Here is a 21,768-nt window from a genome sequence, read left to right as displayed (position 1 = left end):
CCTCCCGCACGCACCGGGTGCGCCGGGTCGGTCGTACGGCGGATCTCGGGGTGGTCGCCGCGGCGGCGTCCCCCGCGTCAGCCCGCGGACGGGTCGAGGTCCGCGGCGCGTCCCAGCCCCGACCCCTCGGCGTCGGGCGGCGGGATCCGGCACCAGTGCTCCACGACGACCCCGACGGCACCCAGGACGACGGCGCCGAGGGTCGCCAGGCCGGCGGCCGCCGCCCGTTCCAGGCTGCCCGGCACGTCGGCGTCGGTCAGCAGCGACAGCGCCTGCCCGCCGTACCAGCCGGTGAGCAGCGCACCGGTGTAGCAGGACGCCTTGGCGAGCACCGCCGTGCGGGCCGCCCGGACGGGGTCGAGCGTCGGACGCTTCCCGCGCTGGTACTGCCGCACCGCCCAGCCCATCGAGAGCACCACCGCACCGATCAGCAGCTCGACCGCCACCACGAGCCACGGCACGTCGGGCGGCGTCGCGGCGCCGCGGCCCACGGCCATCTGCATGACCCACCAGGTCACCGCCGCGACACCCACGGCGACCAGGACGAGCGTGCGGACGCGGGTCGCGCTCACGGCAGGTGCGCCTCGCCCTGGCTCGCGTTGTCCGGCTCCGGGTTCGCGGCCGGCACCGGAGCCGTCAGCCAGTCGAGCGCCATCCACCGCACACCGTCACGGTCGGGCGCGGTGGCCGCGAGCTGCGCGACCGGGCCGCCGCCGAGGCCCGGCAGCTGCGCCTCGGGGTCGATCTGCGCCCAGGGCTGCAGCACGAACGCCCGCTCGTGCGCGCGGGGGTGCGGCAGCTCCAGGTCGTCCGTCACCGCGAGCGTGTCGCCGTGCACGATGACGTCGACGTCGAGCGTGCGCGGCCCCCAACGCTCGTGGCGCTCGCGCCCGTGCCGGTCCTCGACCGCGTGCGCGGCCCGCAGCAGGTCCCGCGGCGACAGCGTGGTGCGCGCCAGGACGACGGCGTTGAGGAAGTCGGGCTGCTCCGGGCCGACGGCGGCCGTGCGCGCCAGCGGCGACACCGCGACGACCTCCACGCCGGGTGTGGCGGCGATGTCGGCAACGGCCTGCCGCAGGGTCTCCTGCGCGGGGCCGATGTTCGACCCCAGCGCCAGCACGGCGCGCACCGGCTGCGCGGGCGGCTCGTCGAGCGCGTCGAGGACGATCTCGGCGTCGACGACGTCCGTCACCGGGGCCATGAGCTCGGTGCGCGCCGCGTCGGGCACCGGCACGTGCGCGGGGACGGGGCCCGCCGCGATCCCGACCGCCGGCACGACGCCCGTCGGCACGGCACCGGTGGGAGCGGGGCCGACGACGACGGAGCCCGGCCCGTCGGGGCCCGCGGGCGACGTCACCGGCGCCGCAGGGGCGGCGGGCGGCGGCCCCGGCAGGTGCGAGGGCAGCGGCGGCGCGGCGAGCGGCGCGGGCGCGGGCGGCGGGGCGAACGGGCCGGCCGGGACCGGCGCGGCCGGTGTCGGGGCCGACGGCACCGGGCCCACCGACGTGGGGGCGAACGGGCTGGACGGCGTCGGGGTCGACGGCACGGGGTCCGACGAGGTCGGGGCGAACGGGCTCGTCGCCGTGGCGGCCGACGGCGGGTCCGCGTGCACCACGTCCACCGACGCGAACGCCGGCGCGACGTCCGTCAGCGGCAGCGGTGCGGTGCGCGGGTGCTGCTGCTCGGGGTCCGCCGGGCGGCGCACCTGACCCGTCGCCGGCCGGTAGGGCTCGGCCGCGGGGAGCTTGCTGCGGTCGCGGCGGATCGAGACGACGACATCCCCGAACGGCACGGTGATGGGCGCCTGCGGCTTGTGGACCGCGACGTCGACGGCGTGGACGCCGGGCCGCGCGAGCACGGTGGCCGCGATCCGCTCGGCGACGGTCTCCACGAGATCCACCGGCTCGCCCGACAGGACGGCCGCGACGAGCAGCGCGACCTCGCCGTAGTCGACGGTGTGCGCCAGGTCGTCGTTCGCGGCGGCGCGGCGCGTGTCGACGTGCAGCACGACGTCGGCCACGAACGTCTGCCCCTCGCGCCGCTCGTGCGCGAACACCCCGTGGTACCCGGTGGCGGACACACCCGTGAGGCGGATCTGGTCCCACCGCCGCCCCGCCTCGTCGTACGTGTCGTCCTGCACGTTCACCGTGCTCCTCCTTGTCCGGCGCGCGACGTCGCGCGCCGTGCCGTTGCCTCGCCCTGCGCGGCCCGCCAGCGCGCGGCGACCCGGACCGCGGCGACCGACGCCCCCACCTCGTGCACGCGCACGGCCCATGCTCCCGCAGCCGCGGCCAGCGTGGTGACGGCCGCGGTCGCCTCGTCGCGCGCCTCGGGGGGCGCGGGTGTGCCGTCGGGACCCGCCAGCAGGTGCCCGAGGAACCGCTTGCGGCTCGCCCCCACCAGCACGGGGAAGCCGTCGGCCAGCAGCTCCGGCAGGCGCGCCAGGAGCGGCCAGTTGCTCTCCCCCGTCTTGGCGAACCCGAGACCCGGGTCCAGCACGACCTGGTCGTCGCGCACTCCGGCGTCCCGCAGCACCGCGACACGCTGGGCGAGCTCGCGGCGCACGTCCGCGACCACGTCGTCGTACCGGTCGTGGTCGTCCATCACGTCCGACGGCCCCCGCCAGTGCATCGCGACGTACGCCGCACCGGTCCGCGCGACGACGGCCGCCATGCCCGGGTCGGCCATGCCGCCCGAGACGTCGTTGACGAGCACGGCACCGCGCTCGACGGCCTGCTCGGCGACCGCTGCGCGGGTGGTGTCGACGCTGACGGCCGCGCCGTGCGCGACGAGCCGCTCGACGACGGGCAGCACGCGCACGAGCTCGTCGGCCGCGGGCACCCGCGGCGCACCGGGCCGGGTGGACTCGCCGCCGACGTCGAGCAGGTCGGCGCCCTCGTCGAGCAGCGCGAGCCCGCGGGCGACGGCCGCGTCGGGGTCGAACCAGCGACCGCCGTCGGAGAAGGAGTCCGGCGTGACGTTGACGACGCCCATGACGAGCGTCCGCGCGGGTGCGCGCAGGTGGGCCGGCAGCGCGGTCAGCCGCGGCCCACCGGGGGCCGCGGTGTGGTCGCCCGTCCGCGTGTCCACGCGCCCTCCCGTCAGCGCGCCGTGAGCAGGCTCATGGCCTCGGCGCGCGTCGCGACGTCCCGCATCTGACCGCGCACCGCCGACGTCACCGTGCGCGAGCCCGGCTTGCGCACGCCGCGCATCGACATGCACAGGTGCTCGCACTCGACGACGACCAGCACGCCCGTCGGGTCGAGCACCTCGACGAGCGCGTCGGCGACCTGGGACGTGAGGCGCTCCTGCACCTGCGGGCGGCGCGCGTACACGTCGACGAGCCGCGCGAGCTTCGACAACCCCGTGATGCGACCGTCCGCACCGGGGATGTAGCCGACGTGCGCGACGCCGTGGAACGGCACCAGGTGGTGCTCGCACGTGGAGTACACCTCGATGTCCCGCACGATGACCATCTCCTCGTGCCCGAGGTCGAAGGTCGTCGTCAGCACGTCGCGCGCGTCCATCGTCAGGCCCGCGAAGATCTCGCGGTACGCCCGGGCGACGCGCGCCGGCGTCTCCTGCAGGCCCTCGCGGTCCGGGTCCTCGCCGACCGCCAGGAGCAGCTCGCGCACGGCACGCGCGGCGCGCTCCTCGTCGAACGGTGCGATCGCGCGCCCGCCGTGGCCCTGCGTCCGCGTGATCGTCGAGGCCGGCGGCGTGCCCGGCGTACCCACAGGTGCGTCACCCACGTCAGTGCGTCCCGTCCGTGTCGGGAGTCCCGGTCGGCGGGAGCTCCACGACGGCGTCCGCCGGGTGCTCGGCGTGCGCGGCCGCGGCCTCGTCCTGCGGCACCACCGGCTGCCCGTCGCGCACGGCCTCCTCGGCCGGCGTCATGACGGGGCCGCGGTCGACCGTGCGGTCGTCGCCCGAGATCCAGACCTCACGCGGCGGGCGCTTGACGATCGGACGGAAGATCTCCGCGAGCTGCTCCTGGTTGAGCGTCTCCTTCTCCAGGAGCTCGAGCACGAGCGTGTCGAGGACCTCGCGGTACTCGACGAGGATGTCGCGGGCCTCGTCGTGCGCCCGCTCGATGAGCTCGCGCACCTCGACGTCGATGGACGCCGCGACGTCCTCGGAGTAGTCCCGCTGGTGGCCGACGTCCCGGCCCAGGAAGACCTCGGACGACTCCTGGCCGAGCTTGATCGCACCGAGGCGCGCGCTCATGCCGTACTGCGTGACCATCTTGCGGGCCGTCGCGGTGGCCTTCTCGATGTCGTTGCTCGCGCCCGTCGTCGGGTCGTGGAACACGAGCTCCTCGGCGACGCGCCCGCCCATCGCGTAGGCGAGGGTGTCGAGCAGCTCGTTGCGCGTCGTGGAGTACTTGTCCTCCATCGGCATGACCATCGTGTAGCCCAGCGCGCGCCCGCGCGGCAGGATCGTCACCTTGGTCACCGGGTCGGTGTACCGCAGCGCCGCGGCCACCAGGGCGTGCCCGCCCTCGTGGTACGCGGTGATCTTCAGCTCCTTGACGTTCATGACGCGCGTGCGCTTCTGCGGGCCGGCGATGACGCGGTCGATGGCCTCGTCGAGCGCGTGGTCGTCGATGACCTGCGCGCCCTTGCGCGCGGTCAGGAGCGCCGCCTCGTTGAGGACGTTGGCCAGGTCGGCACCCGAGAAGCCCGGCGTGCGGCGCGCGACGACCGCGAGGTCGACGCCCGGCGCCATCGGCTTGCCCTGCGCGTGCACCGTGAGGATGCGCTCGCGGCCCTTGAGGTCCGGCGGCTCGACGGCGACCTGCCGGTCGAACCGGCCGGGGCGCAGCAGCGCGGGGTCGAGGATGTCGGGGCGGTTGGTCGCCGCGATGAGGATGACGTTGGTCTTGACGTCGAAGCCGTCCATCTCGACGAGCATCTGGTTGAGCGTCTGCTCGCGCTCGTCGTGCCCGCCGCCCAGGCCGGCGCCGCGGTGGCGGCCGACCGCGTCGATCTCGTCGACGAAGATGATCGCCGGGCTGTTCTCCTTGGCCTGCTGGAACAGGTCGCGCACACGGCTGGCGCCGACGCCGACGAACATCTCGACGAAGTCCGAGCCGGAGATCGAGTAGAACGGCACGCCCGCCTCGCCCGCGACCGCGCGCGCCAGCAGCGTCTTGCCCGTCCCGGGAGGGCCGTACAGCAGCACGCCCTTGGGGATCTTGGCGCCGACGGCCTGGAACTTGCTGGGCTCGGAGAGGAACTCCTTGATCTCCTGCAGCTCCTCGACCGCCTCGTCGACGCCCGCGACGTCCGCGAACGTGACCTTCGGCGACTCCTTGCTCACGAGCTTGGCCTTGGACTTGCCGAAGCTCATGACCTTCGAGCCGCCGCCCTGCATGTTGGACATGAGGAACCAGAACAGGCCCAGGATGATGATGAACGGCAGCACGAGCGTCAGCAGGCTGCCCCACCACGTCGGCTGCGGGACCTTGGACGTGAAGCCGTCCTTCGGGTCGGCCGCCGTGATCGCGTCGATCACCTGCGGGCCCTGCGGCGTGACGTAGAAGAAGTAGACCCGCTTGCCCAGGTCACCCTCCTCGTCGGGGTCCGGGTCGTAGGCCTCGCTCAGCGTGAGGTCGACGCGCTGGGTGCCCTCGGTGACGAGGACCTGCTCGACCTTGCCGTCGTGGAGGAGCTCGAGGCCTGCGGACGTGTCGACCTGCCGCACGGGCGGGGCCTGGAGCATGCCGTACGCCGCGACGAGCAGGACGACGGCCAGGGCGACCCAGATGAAGGGGCCGCGGAAGAGACGCTTGACGTTCATGGGCGATCGGGGCGTGGCCCCTCATCCTCCGCTCGACGGGACACTGCCCTTGAAAGTACACGCTGGACCTGGCGGTACCCGGTGGTGTTCGCCCAGGGCACAGGCCCCGACGCCGCGGGTGCCGTGCGGGTGCGCCGAGGGGTCAGGACTGGTAGACGTGCGGCGCGAGCGTGCCGACGAACGGCAGGTTGCGGTACCGCTCGGCGTAGTCCAGGCCGTACCCGACGACGAACTCCGTCGGGATGTCGAAGCCCACGTAGCGCACCGGCACGTCGACCTTCGCGGCCTCGGGCTTGCGCAGCATGGTGGCGATCTCGACCGACGCCGGCCCGCGCGAACGCAGGTTCGACAGCAGCCACGACAGCGTCAGCCCCGAGTCGATGATGTCCTCGACGATGAGCACGTGACGGCCCGTGAGGTCCGTGTCGAGGTCCTTGAGGATCCGCACGACCCCCGACGACTTGGTGCCCGACCCGTAGGACGACACCGCCATCCAGTCCATCGCGACGTCGCCGCGCAGCCGGCGCGCCAGGTCCGCCATCACCATCACCGCGCCCTTGAGCACGCCGACGAGCAGCAGCGGCTCGCCCGCGTAGTCGGCGTCGATCTGCGCCGCCATCTCGTCCAGACGCGCGTGGAGCTGCTCCTCGCTCAGCAGCACCCGCTCGAGGTCGTCACCCATGTCCGCCGCGTCCACAGCTCACTCCTGGTCGTCGTGTCCGTCGGTCCGCCGCCCGGGATCACCCGGCGGGCGACCGCCTCCCGCGTCCGGCCCTCCGTCCGCGTCCGGCCGGCCGAGGTAGAGCCTGCCACACGCGCGGGACGCGGTCCGGCCGCCCGGCAGGTGCACGGGCCCCTGCCCGCGCCAGCGCGTGACCAGCGACTCGACGGCCAGCACGTGGACCCGCGCGAGCGCTCCCGGCGGGCACCCGGCGCGTACCGCGGCGTCGTGCAGCGCGCGCCGCCGCACGGCCGCGGGCGCGTCGGCGAGCGGCCCGACGTCCAGGACGAGGGGCTCGACGGGGCCCGGCTGCCCCTCGCCCGCGGCGGGCCGGTCCGCACCCACGGCGCCCGGTCCGGCCATCTCGCGCGTCGCACCCCACGCGGCCGCGAGCACGCGCGCGGCGGCCTGGTCCAGCGCGTCGGCGGCGTCGGCGAGCGCGTCGGCCGTGCGGGCCAGCGCCTGCGCGACCCCGGGGCCGAGGACGTCCTCGAGCACGGGCAGCACCTCGGTCCGCACGCGGCTGCGCAGCGGGAGCCCGGCCGGCACGTCGGCCGTCGGGTGGCGCCCGTTGGTCGGGTCGTGCCACGGGTCGAGGCCCTGGTCCGCGCACGCCGCCTCGGTGTCGGTGCGTCGCAGCGCGAGCAGCGGCCGGCGCAGGCGCCCCCGCACGGGTCGCATGCCCGCCAGGGCCCGCTCCCCCGAGCCGCGCGCGAGCGCGAGCAGGACCGTCTCGGCCTGGTCGTCGAGCGTGTGCCCCAGCAGCACGGCCGTGGCGTCGAGCTCGTCGGCGGCCGCGTCGAGCGCCGCGTAGCGGGCGCTGCGGGCCGCGGCCTCGGGGCCGCCGGCGGTGCCGACGTCGACACGGACCACCCGCACGGGGTCGAGCCCGAGCCGACGGCACGCGGCGGCGGCCTCCTGCGCCACGTCGTGCGACCCGTCCTGCAGGCCGTGGTCCACGACCACGGCGCCGGCGCGCCACCCGCCGTCCTGTGCCTCCCAGGCCAGGCCGGCCGCGAGCGCGAGCGAGTCCGCCCCGCCGGAGCACGCCACCAGGACGGTCGCGCCGGGCGGCACGTCGGCGAGCGCACGGCGCACCGCGACCCGCACGGCCGCGACGGCGGGCGACGGCCCGCTCACGCGCGGGCGGTCATCCGTGCACCCGCCGCACCCACGCCGCCGGGTCCGCGATCTCGGCGGCGCTCGGCAGGCTCGTCGGACCGCTCCACACCGCGTTGAGGCCGTCGAGCCCGACCTGCCCGCGCACGCCGCGCACGAACGCCGCACCGTCGCGGTACTGCGCGAGCTTGAGGTCGAGCCCCAGCACGCGCCGCAGCGCCCGGTCCAGTCCCTTGGCGCGCGCGCCGGCGTCGCGGCGGCGCTCGAACGCCTTGCGGATGGACCGCACGGTCGGCACGACGCGCGGCCCGACCTCGTCCATCATCACGTCGGCGTGGCCCTCGAGCAGCGCCATGACCGCGCCGACCTCGTCGAACACCGCGCGCTGGCGCTCGGTCAGCAGCGACAGGACGCCGACGTCGCCGTCGTCGCGCACCGCGCGCACGACGGCCCCCAGGAGGTCCTCGAGGTGCGGCAGCGCCGAGCGGTCGCGCTCGGCGCCCGGCGCGAGGTCCGCGAGGTCGGACAGCAGCTCGGCGGAGCGTGCCCGCAGGTGGTCCGCGAGCCAGGGTGCGGCAGCGAACTGCAGGGCGTGCGTCTGCTCGTGCAGCGCGACCCACAGCCGGAAGTCGTGCCCGTCGACGCCGAGCTGCCGCTGCGTCGCGAGCACGTTGGGCGCCACCAGCAGCAGCCGCCCGGGCTCGCCGGGCGCGGCCGTGAACGGGTCGTACTGGCCCAGGACCTTGCCGGACAGCAGCGCCAGGACCCCGCCGACCTGCGCGGCGGCCGCCAGCCGGGCCGCGTCGGGCACCTCGACGGGCGTGCCGTCGCGGCGCGTCGCCAGCGGCGCGGCCATGACCGCGAACATCTCGGCGTTCGCCGCGGCCCAGCGCGCGCGATCGACGACGAGCACGCGCGAGACCGCCTCGGGGTCACGACCGTCGACGGGGGTCATGCCGGTGGCTCCGACGACGTGCCGCGCGGCGACGGCCGCCGACGTGCGCAGGTCGCCGACGAGGTCCACGAGCGTCGCCCGGTCCGCGACCGGGCCGGGGGCGGCGACACGGCCAGCGAGGCGCGCGGCCGCCCGCCAGTCGACGGGACCTCGCGCGGTGGGCTGCACCGGCTCACGGTAACCCGCGCGGCCGCGCGACGCCGGGGGCGGGCCCGGCCGTCGGGAGCGGCGGGCCCGGCTCAGCGGCAGCCGCAGGCCGCGAGCGCCGCGACGAACCCGTCGATCGCCTGGCGCGGTGCCCACTGGCCGCCCTCGGGCGTCTGGTCGGCCATCACCGCGAACACGAGCTGGCGGCGCTGGGCGTCCAGCACCGTCCCGGCCAGCGAGGTGACCCGCGGCAGCGAGCCGGTCTTCGCGCGCACCAGACCGCGCGCGTCGGACCTCGTGTAGCGGTCCGCGAGCGTCCCGTTGAGCCCGGCGACGGGCATGCCGACGGCGACGTCGCGCAGGTCGGGGCGAGCGGGGTCGGTGGTGAGGCGTACGAGGTCGGCGAGCAGCGACGGCGACAGGGACGATCCCGCGCCGAGGCCCGAGGCGTCGGCGAGGCGCGCACCGCTCACGTCGATCCCGAGGGTGCCGACCTGGCGCAGCACCGCCTGCGTGGCGCCGTCGAAGCTGGGCGGCAGGCCCGCGTCCAGCGCGACCAGGCGCGAGACGACCTCGGTGATCGAGTTGTCGGACGTCTCGAGGAAGTAGTGGACGACGTCGACGACGGGCGCGGACTCGACGCGGGCGATCTCGCTGCCGCCGGCCGGGCCGCTCGTGCGCGTCGGACGTCCCTCGACCGTCACGCCCACCTCGGCGAGGCGCTGCGCGAAGACCTCGGCCGCCTGCATCGACGGGTCGGTGGAGCGCGGCGCGTACTCCCCCTCGCGCAGCCGGCCCACGTCGACCGCGAGCGCGGTGACGGGCGCGACGAAGCCCTCGCCCACGTTGGCCGGGTGCCACGCGGGGCTGACCGACGGGCCGGAGAAGAGCGAGTCGTCCACCACGAGGCGCACGCTCGTGGCGCCCTGCAGCGCGAGGGCCGCCGCGGTGCTCGCCGCGAGGTCCGCCATGCCGGCGCGCCCGTGCGTCGCCGACGGGTCGCCGGCACCGGCCGCGAGCATCATGTCCCCGCCGCCGACCAGCGCGATCGTGCCGGCGTCCACACGCAGGACGCGGGTCGGGAGCGTCGCCGCGGGGTCCAGCGCGGTGAGCGCCGCGATGCCCGTGAGGACCTTGGCCGTCGACGCGGGCACCAGGCCCTCGTCGGGGGCGTGCGACGCGAGCACCTCACCCGTGAGCTGGTCGACGACAGTGACGCCCACGTGCGGCCCGAGGCGCGCGTCGACCGCGAGCGCGTCGACGAGCGCCTGCACCTGGTCCGGCGCCGGGAGCGGCACCTGCGGGTCGAGGTCACCGAGCGCACGCTGGACGGGCGCCGGCTCGACCGCCCCGGGCGCGGTCGGGAACGGCAGGGGGTCCGGCACGGGCGGCGCGAGGGTGACGACGCCGGGCACGGTGTCGTACGCGTCGGCGGTGGCGTACCCCGCGGCGGCGAGCACCACCACGAGCGTCCCCACGCCCGCGACACGCCTCGCTGTGGCCATCGTCACCCGTCTCGTCGTCGCACCGCTGCGGTACCGCCGCACCGGTGCGTCAGACTACTGTCCGAGACAACGGCGCCCAGGGACGACGACGCGCCCACAGGCCGATCGACCCCCACCGCCAAGGGCGGGGACGCGTGGAGGGAACCACAGTGGAGTTCGACGTCACCATCGAGATCCCCAAGGGTCAGCGGAACAAGTACGAGGTGGACCACGCCACGGGGCGCATCCGCCTCGACCGCATGCTGTTCACCTCGACGCGGTACCCGGACGACTACGGGTTCATCGAGGGCACCCTGGGCGAGGACGGCGACCCGCTGGACGCGCTCGTCCTGCTGGAGGAGCCCACGTTCCCGGGCTGCCTGATCCGCTGCCGCGCGCTCGGCATGTTCCGCATGCGCGACGAGGCCGGCGGTGACGACAAGGTGCTGTGCGTCCCGACGGGCGACCAGCGGGCCGCGTGGCGCCAGGACATCGACGACGTGTCGGACTTCCACCGCCTGGAGATCCAGCACTTCTTCGAGGTCTACAAGGACCTCGAGCCGGGCAAGTCCGTCGAGGGCGCCCACTGGGTCGGCCGCGCCGACGCGGAGGCCGAGATCGAGCGCTCCCGCCAGCGCGCGATCGACTCGGGGTACCACGCGCACTGACGTTGCTGGGGAGCGCTGGCAGCGTTCGTCGCGGATGCCCGCGGGAGGTGACGATGGGACGCCGTGTCGTCGACCGGGACGCCGTCAAGCGCTCCGCAGCGCGTTCCACGCGCCTGTCCGCCAGGTTGTCGGGCCGAGAGGTGCCGCAGAGGCACGTGCGTTCTGTCGAGGTGGAGCGGTTCGTCGCGGCGCGCGTCCGCCGAACCTCTTGACGGGGGTTGGCATGCTCCGGGGCGTCGTGTCGATCCCCGTCGAGTTCGGTAGGTGCTGAGTAGCGCGCCTTCGCCTTGGCCGTTCCGTCGACGGCACACCCGCTCGCAGCCGTCACTGCGTCAGCATCTTGCCAACCTGTCACTTTCCTGCCAGCCCTCTCCCGGGCCCTGTCCTCAGGCTGATCCACCGCGCGTAACGCATCAAGCGGCAGCCGGTCCGACAACGCGCCGATACTCCCTGCCGAGCAAGGCATGGCAGGTTGATACCGCCACTGATACCGTCGGGCCATGGCCATGACTCTCCGGCTCGACTCGGCCGAGACCGAGGCGCTGCGGCGCCGCGCCGAGATCGAGCACCGCTCGATGCAGGACGTGGCACGCCAGGCCGTCCGTGACTACATCGAGCGCACGTCGCGCGACGACCTCATCACCGCGGTGATGGACAGCGAGCTGCCCCGCTACGCCGAAGCGCTCGAGCGCCTCGGTCGATGATCTACCTCACCGCCGAGGAACTCCTCGTCGTCGCACGACGGGCCGCTGGCGACGTCGTGGTCCGGGACATCGGCCTCGTGGAGTCCGCCGCAGCCCGTCCCCGAACCCAGGTCGGAGGCACCGACGCGTATCCGGACCTCCTCACCAAGGCCGCAGCACTCCTGCACTCCTTGACCCGCAACCACGCCCTCGTGGACGGGAACAAGAGGCTGGCGCTCGCCGGCACCATCGTCTTCCTCGGCGTCAACGGCACACGCCTGACCGCCACGAACGACCAGGCGTACGACCTCATCATGGACGTCGCCGCCGGCCGGGTGGACGACGTCGAGAGCATCCGCGACCGCCTCGACCCACTCACCGAGGCCTGGTAACAGCGGCCCGACCCACGTAGCCAACGCGACTAGTTGCCAAGACACCCCGCGCAACACGAGCCCCCGATGCAGTTGCATAGGCCTCACCAGGCAGACAGGAGTCGCAGTGCGAGCGCGCGCAGTCGTCCGGAGGCTAACGATCAATGACGGCACTACGGTTGACGTACCTGAGTCAGGCGTTGTCCTGATTGTCGGACCAAACAACACAGGCAAGAGCCAGGCACTCAGGGACGTCATCAAACTCATGACGTCGTCCGGCGAACCAGGGATCGTGATTCGAGAGGCCGAGATAGAGCACTTTGGTTCCGAAGACGATCTCATTGAAACGTTTGCGTCCGACCGAGCTATTCTTAGGACGGCGACGGGAGCCGATCAAGCGCACCTAGGAGTTCACGGAGTCCAAGCGATTTCCTCTATCCGCCAGTGGTGGTCGTCCCCGCACGCCCGTCACCTGGTCGGCGGCTATTTCGCGATTCATGCCGACACGGAGAGCCGCCTAGAAGCGAGCAAACCGGCGCCTTCGATGGATCTATATGAAAATTCGCCCTCGCATCCACTTCATCACGTGTATGCAAATCCTGAGCTAGAGACGCGCCTAAACGACATTAGCCGTCGAGCGTTCAATTCAGGGTTAATTCTGGATGCGTGGTCCGGCGGCAATCAATGGGCGTTTCGCGTGGGAAATATCGACCCTCCAGACTCGCCCCGGCCATCGGTCGCTTACCTCGACGAACTCCGAAAGGCTCCCTTGCTCCATCAAGTTGGAGATGGAGTCCGGAGCATGCTCGGGTTGCTGCTCCGCTTTTACACCGGCCACCAGAATATTTCGTTGATTGACGAGCCCGAGGCCTTCTTGCACCCACCTCAGGCAAGGTATATCGCGCGGCTTCTCGCCGATGAGGCCGCAACCACCGAGAGATCCATCCTCGTCGGCACGCACAGTACGGAAATCGTGCATGGGGTGCTGGAGAGCTCTGCGTCAGCGACGCTTGTCAGACTCTCGCGGAATCGAACCATCAACAACGCGGCCGTTCTCGACAACGATGCAGTTCGAAAACTCTGGTCAGACCCATTGCTGCGATACTCCAACCTGTTGGATGGCCTTTTCACCGACGCAGTAATAGTCTGCGAAGCAGATGCAGATTGCAAGTATTTCGCGGCCGTCAGGGACACTTTTGAAGACGAAGCGGTGGAGTCACGACGGCCCGACATCCTATTCACCAGTTGCGGGGGTAAGCACAAAATGCATGCTGCCGTGGAGGCGCTTGTTGCCGCGAGCGTCCCCGTAGCGGTAATTTGCGACTTTGACACCCTCAACGAGTGGGCGACGCTACGTCGACTATTTGTGTCGGCGGGCGGCGATCCAGGTCTTATCGAGACCGACTGGAAGATTCTGAATGCTGCATTGACTTCAGGTGACCGAAACCCAAGCAAGATGGGTGTCAAGGAGTCCTTAGATCGATCTTTCGATGCAATCGAAGAACCCGAACTCACGCGAAAGAACATCGAGTCCCTACGCCGCGTTCTTCGAATTGAGAACGGCTGGGATCGCGTGAAGAACTCCGGAAAATCCGCGGTGCCAGCGGGCGACCCTTACCGCGCATGCGAGCGCATTATCGCAGCACTCGCTGACCGGCGTATACACCTTGTGCCCGTCGGCGAAATGGAAGACCTCGTTCCGGCGGTCGGTGGCCACGGCGCGGCGTGGGTAGCAGAGGTTCTCGAGCAAGGGTTGCACAACTCGCCCGACAGCGACGGCGCCCGAGTGCTAATGCGCGCAGTCCTCGACTCGCTCGATCGTGGCGACGCCGACGCCGTTGTCGAAGAGGGGGCCGATGCTTGACTTGAAGTCGCAACGTAACTCGGGAGGCGACCAGAGTGGTTCGAGGGCAAGGGACGCAGCGCCCGCAGCCCGCTCTGCGGGCGAGGACGAACGGTCCCGCGGCAGCGCCTCCGAACGGGTGACCTCGTTGAGGTGAGTCGCACGGCTGTGGTTTGGTGCACGTACTGCGTCCTGGGACCACAACGAGACACATGCCAGCGACGGGTCGATCAGGGTCGCCCCAGGAACCCTGCCGGTCAGCCCGCCGCACCACACGAGACAACGAACGCGCGCAGCGTCCCTGGTCGTCTCGTGTGCGCGGAGTGGTCTCGTTGTTTCCACCCACTGGTTGGTCGTTCTCGCTGTACCCGGATGCTGCCGAAGGCGGCGGCACCGTCCTGGCCTCGTCGCGACGCGCACCGGCACGCGTCGCCCCCGGTGAGGCCACCGATCCATCCCGCGCTGCGCGTGAGGCCGGGCGACGCGCCCGGGGCAAGCTGCGCCGCTACTGCGCCGCCAACCGTCTGAACCGGCTCGGCACCCTGACCTATCGAGGCGAGGGCTGCCATGACTCGCGCCAGGTGCGGGCGGACGTCGGGGAGTTCTTCCGTGCGCTGCGCGCTGGGCTCGACGGCGAGCGACTGGCGTACGTGTGGGTGCCGGAGTGGCACAAGTCCGGGCACGGCCTGCACGTGCACTTCGCTGTCGGCCGGTACGTCCCGCGCTCCCTTATCGAGGAAGCGTGGGGTCGCGGGTTCGTCCACATCAAGCTGCTCGGTGGCATGCCCGTGGGGTCCGGTCCGCGTGAGGAAGCGCGCCGCGCCGCGGGCTACCTGTCGAAGTACGTCGCCAAGACGTTCTCAGACCCGTCCGCACGGGTGCTGGGGCTGCATCGGTACGACGTCGCCCAGGGCTTCCAGCCGGAGAAGGTCACGATCCGCGGACGCAGCCTTGATGACGTGCTCGACCAAGCGTGCGAGGCGATGGACGCCGACCCCGAACGATTCTGGTGGTCGGGTGACGTCGCCGACTGGGACCGGCCTCCGGCGGTGTGGGCACAGTGGCGCTGACGTCATCGATCGATCCGGCCACCATCGCGGCCTGGGTGCGCGCCACGACCGCAGCACAGGGCCTACCGGAGAAGGTCACCGACACGACCGTGCTCGCCGACGTGGCGGTCATGCTCGCCACGGGGAACGGGTGGAGGCGCGCGCACGGCGCGCCAGCGCCGAGCACGCCCCCGCTCGTCCCCGCAGCGTCACGCCCGCCAGTCCGGGACGACGCGCCCGGGATCGAACCCACGCCGGCCACGCTGCGTCGCCGGCAGTACCGTCGCGCCGGCTAGCACCGCCTTGACCACGGCCACCTGCCGCGACAGGTCCAGCCCGTCCCACGCCTCACGCAGCTCGGCACCGCGACCGGCGTACTCGACCACCTGATCGCGACCGTTCGCCGCCGCAAGTGCGCGCCGGTTCGCCTCCAGGCGCGGGGTGATCTGCTCGCGGGCGCGCTTCATGCCGACGCGCTCGATCTCCCCGCTGGCGAACATGTCGGCCAGGTCCAGCAGACGCCGCTCGTCGTCCTGCACCTTGGCAGCCAGCGCCGCGACTTCTGCGTCGTCGTGCTCATTGCCGGTCAGTGCGTCATGCATCTGCGGGCTGTCCAGGCGCTGGAGCACGGCCTCGGCGACCAGCCGCTCAAGCGGGTCGGCCACGACGTAGATGCCGCCGCACCCGCGCTGGTCGGGGCCGGTCCGGCAGGCGTACCGGCGCACGCCCTCGCGGGGGGCTGAGACCATCCGCGCTCCGCACTTCCCGCACGTCAGCATCCCCGACAGCAGGTAGCGCCGCGCGGTGCGGTTCGTGCGCCGCGCGGGGTCCAGCAGGAGCCTCTGCAGCCGCTCCCCCTGCTCCGGCGTCAAGATCGGCTCCCACGTTCCTTCGCCGATCACCTGGTCCTGGTGGACTCGCATCCCCCACATCCGCGGGTTGGTCACCACCTGGCGCACCGAGTGCGTACGCCACGGCGCACCGGACACCGTCGGCACGCCCGACTCCTGCATCCAGGTCGTAACGGACGTCAGGCTCTCCCCTGCCAGCAACCGCGCCGCCACCTCCCGCACCGCGGCGGCCTCGCTCGACTCGTGCGTGATCCGGTCCTCGGCGAACCCGAACGGCCGTCGCCCGCCCATTGTCGGGCGACCCGTCTCGGCGATCTCCAACGCCTTTCGCTTGAGCCGCCGCGGCTTCGTCGACGACTCGTGAGCCGCGACCGCGGACATGAACCGCGCCAGCAACAGGCCGTCACCGTTCGTCAGGTCGACCTCGCCCGACAACGTCACCAGGTCGCGGACCCCCGCCTTGTCACACACGGCAACGAACTGCTCCAACTCGATTGGCCGTCGGTGCAGCCGATCCATGTGCCACACCACCACCGCATCCCGCCGACCCTCGGTGATGTCCCGCAGCATCCGCTCGTACGCCGGGCGCCGCTTGCCCGAGTACGCCGACACGTCGTCGTCCACGTACTCCTCGGCCACCGTCCACCCACGCCGCTCGGCCTCCGCGCGGCAGTCCTTCAACTGCCGCGTCACGCCAGCCTCGTCGCCGCTGCGGTCCTGGGAGATCCGGGCGTACAGCGCCACCGCGCGCCTCGTCGTCATGAGGGCACAGTAGCTACTAGTGGGCAAGGCGACTCTGGTGGCACCTCAGCGCGAGAGCGTGGTTGCCGTCGCACTCCGCGATCAGCGGATGGGCGGTCGTCGAGGACGCCGTCGCCGCCGCCGACGTGCGGGTCGCACCGGCAGCGAGGCACGCCGCTCCAGGATCGCGCGGCCGGTGCGATGCTGGTGAGGGCACCGGCGTCGAGGTCGTCGGCGGGCTCACGACCGGCTGACCAGCCACGACCCAGGAGCGTTCACATGACGACACCGCTGCACGTCCCCGGCGTGCCCTTCGCGCTGACCCCGTCGCCCGGTTCGTCGTGGGTGGTGGACGAGTCGTCCGGCGACGTGCACGTGACCGGCGCACCGCGCACCGACATCTTCATCGACCCGCGCGGTGGGATCTCGTCCGACTCCGAGGCGGTCCTCGATGCCGCCACCCTGCTCGGCACGCCGCCCGCCGGGGACTTCCAGCTCAGCGCCCGCGTCACCGTGGATTTCGCCGCGACGTTCGACGCGGGCGTCCTGCTGCTGTGGGTCGACGAGCGGCACTGGGGCAAGCTGTGCTTCGAGTACTCACCCGACGGGGAGGCGTTGATCGTCTCCGTCGTCACCCGGGGGGTGTCTGACGACGCCAACGCCTTCGCGGTCGACGGGAACCAGGTGTGGCTGCGCGTCTCCCGGATCGGTCAGGCATACGCGTACCACGCGTCGCTGGACGGGACACTGTGGCGGATGATCCGGCACTTCGCGCTGGTGGACCCTGCAGGCTCGGCCGCGATCGGCTTCGAAGGGCAGTCCCCCACCGGTGAAGGGTGCGCGGTGAAGTTCGACCGGATCAGCTTCGCCACGACGCGACTGGGCGAGCTGCGCGACGGGTCCTGAGCCGGTCAGGGCCGAGGGTCAGGGGCGCCCCGCGTACGGCATCGTGCCGGACCACCGCATCGACGTGACGCGCAGCGGCACGCCGGGCCGCGAGGCCTCCATGATCTGGCCGTTCCCCACCCACATCGCGACGTGGTAGATCGAGTTGGGGTCGGAGGCGTTGCTGCCCCAGAACACGAGGTCGCCGGGGCGCAGCTGGTCGTAGCTGATCTTGAGGACCTGCTTGTACTGGTCGCGCGACGTGCGGTTGATGTTCACGCCCGCGGCGCGCCACGCCTGGCTCGTCAGGCCCGAGCAGTCGTAGCCGTCGGGGCCGGAACCGCCGTAGACGTACGCGATGCCGACCTTCGTCTGCGCCCACGCGGCGGCCGCGGCGCCGGCCGCGGCCGAGCCCCGCGACGTCCCGGTGCCCAGGCCGTACGGCGCGGACGGCGCGGGGGCGGGAGCCGGAGCGGGAGCGGGAGCCGGAGCGGGAGCCGGAGCGGGAGCCGGCGCCGGTGCAGGTGCCGGCGCGGGAGCCGGAGCCGGAGCGGGCGCAGGCGCGGGGGCCGGAGCAGGAGCCGGAGCCGGAGCCGGAGCGGGGGCCGGTGCACCGCCGCCCGACGACCCGGTGCCCGGGGACGGACGGCTCGGGGCCGCCGGAGCGCCACCCGTCGCCGCGGGCGCGGCCGGGACGGCGGGCTGGGTGCGCTGGGCCTGCGCGGCGGCCTCGGCGCGAGCACGGCGCTCGGCGTCGATCGCGTCCTGGCGCGCGCGCTCGACCTCGGCGCTGGTCTGCCGGGCGGCGGCGAGCGCGGTGATGAGGCCCTCGCGCTCGGCCTGACCGGCGCTGAAGGACGCGTCCGCGTCCTCCTGGGCGCGCTGCGCGTCGTCGAGCGCACCCTCGGCGGCCCGCGCGGCGTCCTGCGCGGTCTGCGCAGCCGCGGCGGACCGGCGCTCCATCGTGGCGGCGACGAGCAGCGTCGCGCGGTACTCCTGGACGGCCTCGTCGGCCTTGCCGGTGGCCTGGTTGAGCGCGGTGGTGCGGCGCGCGACGTCCTGGAAGCCGTCGGCGGACAGCGCGGCCTCGAGCAGCTCGGTCGACCCGCCGGTGCGCGCGAGCTGACGCGCCAGGGCGACGAGCTTGCGACGCGCCTCCTCGGCCTGGTCGGCCGCGGTCGCGGAGCGCTCGGCGGCGTCCGCGGCGCGGGCCCGTGCGGCGTCCGCGTCGGCGACGGCCTGCGTGTAGGACTCCGCGGCGGTCTGGACGGCGACCTCGGCGGACTCGGCGGCGGCCGCGAGCTCGGCGAGCCGGACCTCCATCTGGGCGACCGACTGCTGCGCGCGGCCGACCGCGGCGCGGGCGTCGCGCACGTCGTCGGCGGACGGTGCCGCGGCGGCCGGGGAGACGACGAGACCGAGCGTGAGCAGGCCGACGGGCAGCACCGCGAGGCGGCGTGCGACCCCGCGCGCGACGGGGCGCCGGGAGGCGCGCGCGCACGCCGCGGCAGCGCCGTCCAGGGGGGTCGGTCGGGCCTCGGGTGTCACGCCTGCGTCACGCACGCTGGGCACGCTACCTGTGGGTTTCCCACAAGAGAACACCTGTCACACACGTCCCAGAAGTCACACCGTTGTGGTTCGGGAGCAACCCGGACAGACCGCCGCGGCCGATCGGGTGAACGTTCCACCAGGGTCGCGCACCTCGGTCGCCGGCCCCCGCCTGCCCGTCGTCGGACGCGTCGCGCGCCGACGCGGCACTCCGCGCCCCGGCGCTGTCGACGGACTCTGCGAGGCGGAGCGTTGACGCCTCTTGCTCTGCCTGACAGAGTTCGGCGCATGTCCTCCGAGACGCTCCCCGCGTACGTCGACCAGCTCGCCCGCCGGGAGCGCGCCGCACGTCACGCCGTGTCCACGCCGCTGCTCGTCCACACGCTCGCGCTGGGACTCGTCCTGGCGCTCGACGTCCTGTTCCTCGTGCGCCTGGCGCGCACGACGGAGACGGAGTGGTCGGGCGGCGGCTGGGACGTCGTCGCGCACGACCCGCGCACGCTGCTCCCGCTGCTCCCACTGATCGTCTACCTCGTGCTGTGGACCGTCTCCGCCGTGCGGAGACGGCTCACGGGCATCGGACCCGGCCGCGACGGCTGGGGAGTCATGGCCCTGGTGTCAGCAGCGCTGCTCGCCACCTTCCCCTGGGGCCTGCTCGCCGTGACGTTCCTCGGGGCCGCCTTCTTCCTCGGGCTCGGCCTGCTGGTCCTGGGCACGCGCCTGCGCGAGCCGAGCCTGTGGGTCACCGGTCTCGTCCTGATGGCCGTGAGTCCGTTCGCAGCCCTCGGTACGTTCGAGAACCACGCGGGATTCCTCGGCCCATGGCCCACCCAGACGGTTCTCGCGCTCCTCCTGGTCGGGCTCGCGGTGATGACTGCCAGGGCCCGGCAGCGCGAACGCCGCGTCCTCGCCGGCGCCCCGGCCCCCGCTCCGTGACGGACGACCGCGGGGCACGCCACCCGCTCGCCGACCTCGACGAGACCGTCCACCAGCGTGCGCGGCTCGGGATCCTCGCCATCCTCAACGAGACCAGGGAGGCCGACTTCAGCCACCTGAAGTCGGCCCTCGCGCTGACCGACGGCAATCTCGGCCGGCACCTCGCCGTGCTCGTCGAGGCCGGGCACGTGACGGTGCGCAAGGGCTCGGACGGCCGGCGCAACCGGACGTGGGTCCGCATCACCGGCACGGGTCGACGCGCGCTGCGCACGGAGGTCGAGCTGCTCCGGCGGTTGCTGTCGTCCGCCGAGCTGCGGTCGGGCGACACCCACTGACCACTCCCTGGCGCCTCCCATCTTGCATGGCGAGACGCATGTGTCGGAGAGTGGGACGGGCGTCGTAGCCTCCTGCACATGTCCCTCCGAATGTGTCGCTGACCCGGCGCACGTTCACGCCTGCCCGCGCGCAGCACCCGCCCCACGTCGAGGGGCGCAGGTACCGCGGCAGCCCCGGACCCGGCACGTGCGCCACCCCTGACCCCCGCGGGGAGGGCGTCGACGGCGCGCTCCTCGGTGACAGTCCCCTACCCACCGCAACACCGGCAGCGCCGGCGAGGAGCACACCATGAGCAACGAGAGCTGGAGCTTCGAGACCCGCCAGATCCACGCGGGCCAGACCGCCGACGCCGCGACCGGCGCCCGCGCGCTGCCGATCTACCAGACGACGTCGTTCGTCTTCGACTCCGCGCAGCAGGCCGCCGACCGGTTCGCGCTCAAGGAGCTCGGCCCGATCTACACGCGCATCGGCAACCCGACCACCGAGGTCGTCGAGAACCGCATCGCGGACCTCGAGGGCGGCGTCGGTGCGCTGCTGCTCGCGTCGGGCCAGGCCGCCACGACGTTCGCGATCCTCAACGTCGCCGAGGCCGGCGACCACGTCGTCGCGTCCCCCAGCCTCTACGGCGGCACCTACAACCTCCTCGAGCACTCGCTGCGCAAGCTCGGCGTCGAGACGACGTTCGTCACCGACCCGCACGACGCGCAGGCGTGGCGCGACGCGGTCCGCCCGAACACCAAGCTCTTCTTCGCCGAGACCATCCCCAACCCGCAGTCCGACGTCCTCGACATCGAGCTCGTCGCGGGCGTCGCGCACGAGCACGGCGTCCCGCTGGTCGTCGACAACACCGTCGCCACGCCGTACCTCGTCAACCCGCTGCAGTGGGGCGCCGACGTCGTCGTGCACTCGGCGACCAAGTACCTCGGCGGGCACGGCTCGGCGATCGGCGGCGTGATCGTCGACGGCGGCACCTTCGACTTCGCGCAGCACCCCGACCGCTTCCCGAACTACAACACCCCCGACCCGTCGTACAACGGCCTGGTGTTCGCGCGGGACCTCGGCGTCGGCGGCGCGTTCGGCGTGAACCTGTCGTACATCCTCAAGGCGCGCGTGCAGCTCCTGCGTGACCTCGGAGCCGCGATCAGCCCGTTCAACGCGTTCCTCATCGCGCAGGGCATCGAGACGCTGTCGCTGCGCGTCGAGCGGCACGTCGCCAACGCGGAGAAGGTCGCGCGGTGGCTCGAGGCACGCGACGACGTCCGGGTCGTGCACTACGCGGGCCTCGAGTCCAGCCCGTGGCACGCCAACGCCCAGAAGTACGCGCCGCGCGGCGCCGGTGCGGTCCTCGCGTTCGAGCTCGACGGCGGCACCGAGGCCGGCCAGGCGTTCGTCTCGGCGCTCGAGCTGCACTCCAACGTCGCGAACATCGGCGACGTGCGCTCGCTCGTCATCCACCCCGCCTCGACGACGCACTCGCAGCTCACCCCCGAGGACCAGCTCAAGTCCGGTGTCACGCCGGGTCTCGTGCGTCTCGCCGTGGGCATCGAGCACATCGATGACATCCTGGCGGACCTGGACGCGGGCTTCCGCGCCGCCAAGCGCGCCTGAGACCCTGCTGACGGACCCGAG

Annotated in this window: 20 protein-coding genes; 9 read left to right on the top strand and 11 right to left on the bottom strand. The window is 73.0% G+C overall.

What is annotated here, in order from left to right; translation table 11 throughout:
- Positions 1 to 77 precede the first annotated feature (77 nt).
- The 9 genes from CFLA_RS03180 to dacB form a co-directional block, all read right to left on the bottom strand.
- Positions 78 to 572: a DUF3180 domain-containing protein gene (locus CFLA_RS03180; RefSeq protein ID WP_013115877.1), complete on the bottom strand. Its 495-nt coding sequence runs from the start codon at positions 570 to 572 to the stop codon at positions 78 to 80.
- The gene (gene folK, locus CFLA_RS21070; RefSeq protein WP_013115876.1) at positions 569 to 2,146 is read right to left on the bottom strand and encodes a 2-amino-4-hydroxy-6-hydroxymethyldihydropteridine diphosphokinase; all 1,578 of its coding nucleotides are present in this window, start codon (positions 2,144 to 2,146) and stop codon (positions 569 to 571) included. Before folK ends, CFLA_RS03180 begins: the two co-directional genes overlap by 4 nt.
- Positions 2,143 to 3,090 carry a dihydropteroate synthase gene (folP, locus tag CFLA_RS03170; RefSeq protein WP_013115875.1) on the bottom strand — a complete coding sequence of 316 codons (948 nt, stop codon included), beginning with the start codon at positions 3,088 to 3,090 and terminating at the stop codon, positions 2,143 to 2,145. Before folP ends, folK begins: the two co-directional genes overlap by 4 nt.
- A gap of 11 nt (positions 3,091 to 3,101) precedes the next feature.
- Positions 3,102 to 3,704: a GTP cyclohydrolase I FolE gene (gene folE / locus CFLA_RS03165; protein ID WP_043599623.1), complete on the bottom strand. Its 603-nt coding sequence runs from the start codon at positions 3,702 to 3,704 to the stop codon at positions 3,102 to 3,104.
- A gap of 49 nt (positions 3,705 to 3,753) precedes the next feature.
- Positions 3,754 to 5,802: an ATP-dependent zinc metalloprotease FtsH gene (gene ftsH, locus CFLA_RS03160; RefSeq protein ID WP_013115873.1), complete on the bottom strand. Its 2,049-nt coding sequence runs from the start codon at positions 5,800 to 5,802 to the stop codon at positions 3,754 to 3,756.
- 142 nt (positions 5,803 to 5,944) lie between these two features.
- Entirely contained in the window at positions 5,945 to 6,499 is a 555-nt protein-coding gene (gene hpt, locus CFLA_RS03155; RefSeq protein WP_013115872.1) for a hypoxanthine phosphoribosyltransferase, read from the bottom strand.
- A 3-nt stretch (positions 6,500 to 6,502) separates the two neighbouring features.
- Positions 6,503 to 7,663, bottom strand: coding sequence for a tRNA lysidine(34) synthetase TilS (tilS, locus tag CFLA_RS03150; protein WP_013115871.1), 1,161 nt, complete (start codon positions 7,661 to 7,663; stop codon positions 6,503 to 6,505).
- Positions 7,664 to 7,673: 10 nt separating this feature from the next.
- Complete coding sequence (locus CFLA_RS03145; protein WP_013115870.1) at positions 7,674 to 8,765, bottom strand: zinc-dependent metalloprotease; 1,092 nt, start codon at positions 8,763 to 8,765, stop codon at positions 7,674 to 7,676.
- A 71-nt stretch (positions 8,766 to 8,836) separates the two neighbouring features.
- The gene (gene dacB, locus CFLA_RS03140; protein ID WP_013115869.1) at positions 8,837 to 10,249 is read right to left on the bottom strand and encodes a D-alanyl-D-alanine carboxypeptidase/D-alanyl-D-alanine endopeptidase; all 1,413 of its coding nucleotides are present in this window, start codon (positions 10,247 to 10,249) and stop codon (positions 8,837 to 8,839) included.
- A gap of 149 nt (positions 10,250 to 10,398) precedes the next feature.
- On the opposite strand from dacB, the gene CFLA_RS03135 reads away from it, so the two are divergent.
- The 5 genes from CFLA_RS03135 (at position 10,399) to CFLA_RS19410 (ending at position 14,863) form a co-directional block, all read left to right on the top strand.
- The gene (locus tag CFLA_RS03135; RefSeq protein WP_013115868.1) at positions 10,399 to 10,896 is read left to right on the top strand and encodes an inorganic diphosphatase; all 498 of its coding nucleotides are present in this window, start codon (positions 10,399 to 10,401) and stop codon (positions 10,894 to 10,896) included.
- A gap of 500 nt (positions 10,897 to 11,396) precedes the next feature.
- Entirely contained in the window at positions 11,397 to 11,600 is a 204-nt protein-coding gene (locus CFLA_RS03130) for a ribbon-helix-helix domain-containing protein (RefSeq protein WP_013115866.1), read from the top strand.
- Positions 11,597 to 11,971: a type II toxin-antitoxin system death-on-curing family toxin gene (locus CFLA_RS03125; protein ID WP_013115865.1), complete on the top strand. Its 375-nt coding sequence runs from the start codon at positions 11,597 to 11,599 to the stop codon at positions 11,969 to 11,971. The genes CFLA_RS03130 and CFLA_RS03125 overlap by 4 nt, the downstream gene beginning before the upstream one ends.
- 106 nt (positions 11,972 to 12,077) lie before the next feature.
- A complete protein-coding gene (locus CFLA_RS19415) occupies positions 12,078 to 13,814 on the top strand; it encodes an ATP-dependent nuclease (RefSeq protein WP_013115864.1) in 1,737 nt (578 codons plus the stop codon).
- A gap of 302 nt (positions 13,815 to 14,116) precedes the next feature.
- Positions 14,117 to 14,863 (top strand): rolling circle replication-associated protein, encoded by a 747-nt coding sequence (locus CFLA_RS19410; protein WP_425358348.1) that lies wholly within the window; start codon positions 14,117 to 14,119, stop codon positions 14,861 to 14,863.
- Positions 14,864 to 15,051: 188 nt separating this feature from the next.
- On the opposite strand, the gene CFLA_RS03110 is transcribed toward CFLA_RS19410, so the two are convergent.
- Positions 15,052 to 16,455: a recombinase family protein gene (locus CFLA_RS03110; RefSeq protein ID WP_081449636.1), complete on the bottom strand. Its 1,404-nt coding sequence runs from the start codon at positions 16,453 to 16,455 to the stop codon at positions 15,052 to 15,054.
- Between the two features lie 258 nt (positions 16,456 to 16,713).
- On the opposite strand from CFLA_RS03110, the gene CFLA_RS03105 reads away from it, so the two are divergent.
- A complete protein-coding gene (locus CFLA_RS03105) occupies positions 16,714 to 17,340 on the top strand; it encodes a DUF1349 domain-containing protein (protein WP_013115860.1) in 627 nt (208 codons plus the stop codon).
- Between the two features lie 18 nt (positions 17,341 to 17,358).
- Here CFLA_RS03105 and CFLA_RS03100 read toward each other — a convergent pair whose 3' ends face one another.
- Complete coding sequence (locus CFLA_RS03100) at positions 17,359 to 18,882, bottom strand: C40 family peptidase (RefSeq protein WP_148234271.1); 1,524 nt, start codon at positions 18,880 to 18,882, stop codon at positions 17,359 to 17,361.
- A 273-nt stretch (positions 18,883 to 19,155) separates the two neighbouring features.
- Here CFLA_RS03100 and CFLA_RS19700 point away from each other — a divergent pair, with 273 nt between their 5' ends.
- The 3 genes from CFLA_RS19700 to CFLA_RS03085 all read left to right on the top strand — a co-directional run bounded on the left by CFLA_RS19700 (position 19,156) and on the right by CFLA_RS03085 (position 21,747).
- Entirely contained in the window at positions 19,156 to 19,803 is a 648-nt protein-coding gene (locus tag CFLA_RS19700; RefSeq protein ID WP_013115858.1) for a hypothetical protein, read from the top strand.
- Positions 19,800 to 20,138, top strand: a complete 339-nt coding sequence (locus CFLA_RS03090; protein ID WP_013115857.1) for a transcriptional regulator — start codon at positions 19,800 to 19,802, stop codon at positions 20,136 to 20,138. The genes CFLA_RS19700 and CFLA_RS03090 overlap by 4 nt, the downstream gene beginning before the upstream one ends.
- Before the next feature lie 289 nt (positions 20,139 to 20,427).
- Positions 20,428 to 21,747: a bifunctional o-acetylhomoserine/o-acetylserine sulfhydrylase gene (locus tag CFLA_RS03085; protein WP_013115856.1), complete on the top strand. Its 1,320-nt coding sequence runs from the start codon at positions 20,428 to 20,430 to the stop codon at positions 21,745 to 21,747.
- The last annotated feature ends 21 nt before the right edge of the window (positions 21,748 to 21,768 follow it).

Origin of the sequence: Cellulomonas flavigena DSM 20109 (assembly GCF_000092865.1) — a bacterium.
In the GTDB taxonomy this organism is placed as follows: Bacteria; Actinomycetota; Actinomycetes; order Actinomycetales; family Cellulomonadaceae; genus Cellulomonas; species Cellulomonas flavigena.
Note: the sequence above shows the minus strand (reverse complement) of the source record. Positions and strands in the feature narration are given on the sequence as shown.

Coding starts and splice junctions, on each gene's coding strand:
- ftsH (WP_013115873.1), bottom strand. CDS start 5,802: ATGAACGTCAAGCGTCTCTTCCGCGGCCCCTTCATCTGGGTCGCCCTG.
- dacB (WP_013115869.1), bottom strand. CDS start 10,249: ATGGCCACAGCGAGGCGTGTCGCGGGCGTGGGGACGCTCGTGGTGGTG.
- CFLA_RS03130 (WP_013115866.1), top strand. CDS start 11,397: ATGGCCATGACTCTCCGGCTCGACTCGGCCGAGACCGAGGCGCTGCGG.
- CFLA_RS03125 (WP_013115865.1), top strand. CDS start 11,597: ATGATCTACCTCACCGCCGAGGAACTCCTCGTCGTCGCACGACGGGCC.
- CFLA_RS03110 (WP_081449636.1), bottom strand. CDS start 16,455: ATGACGACGAGGCGCGCGGTGGCGCTGTACGCCCGGATCTCCCAGGAC.
- CFLA_RS03105 (WP_013115860.1), top strand. CDS start 16,714: ATGACGACACCGCTGCACGTCCCCGGCGTGCCCTTCGCGCTGACCCCG.
- CFLA_RS19700 (WP_013115858.1), top strand. CDS start 19,156: ATGTCCTCCGAGACGCTCCCCGCGTACGTCGACCAGCTCGCCCGCCGG.
- CFLA_RS03085 (WP_013115856.1), top strand. CDS start 20,428: ATGAGCAACGAGAGCTGGAGCTTCGAGACCCGCCAGATCCACGCGGGC.